The 263-nt window shown below is 56.7% G+C and carries 1 protein-coding gene; it reads left to right on the forward strand.

Annotated features, from left to right (window positions below; genetic code table 11):
- The coding region (locus tag QP381_RS09130) for an ATP-binding cassette domain-containing protein (protein WP_285068702.1) at positions 1–263 on the forward strand (263 nt) is incomplete at both ends.

Below are 263 nucleotides of genomic sequence, written 5' to 3' on the forward strand. Positions count from 1 at the left end.
TGGAAACCATCAGCAGCGGCTCAATTGAAATCGACGGTCGCCCGCTCCCCCAAGAAGGTAAGGAATTGGCGGCACTGCGCGCCGAAATTGGCATGGTCTTCCAATCCTTCAACCTGTTCGAACACAAAACGGCGCTGGACAACATCACCCTTGCTCCCATCAAAGTGCGCCACGAAAAACCTGCCGACGCCCGCGAAAACGCGCGAAAGCTATTGCAGCGCGTCGGGCTCGGCGACAAAGCAGATTCATTCCCTGCGCAACTA

Origin of the sequence: Pauljensenia sp. UMB6358 (assembly GCF_030216865.1) — a bacterium.
Lineage (GTDB): Bacteria > Actinomycetota > Actinomycetes > Actinomycetales > Actinomycetaceae > Pauljensenia > Pauljensenia turicensis_A.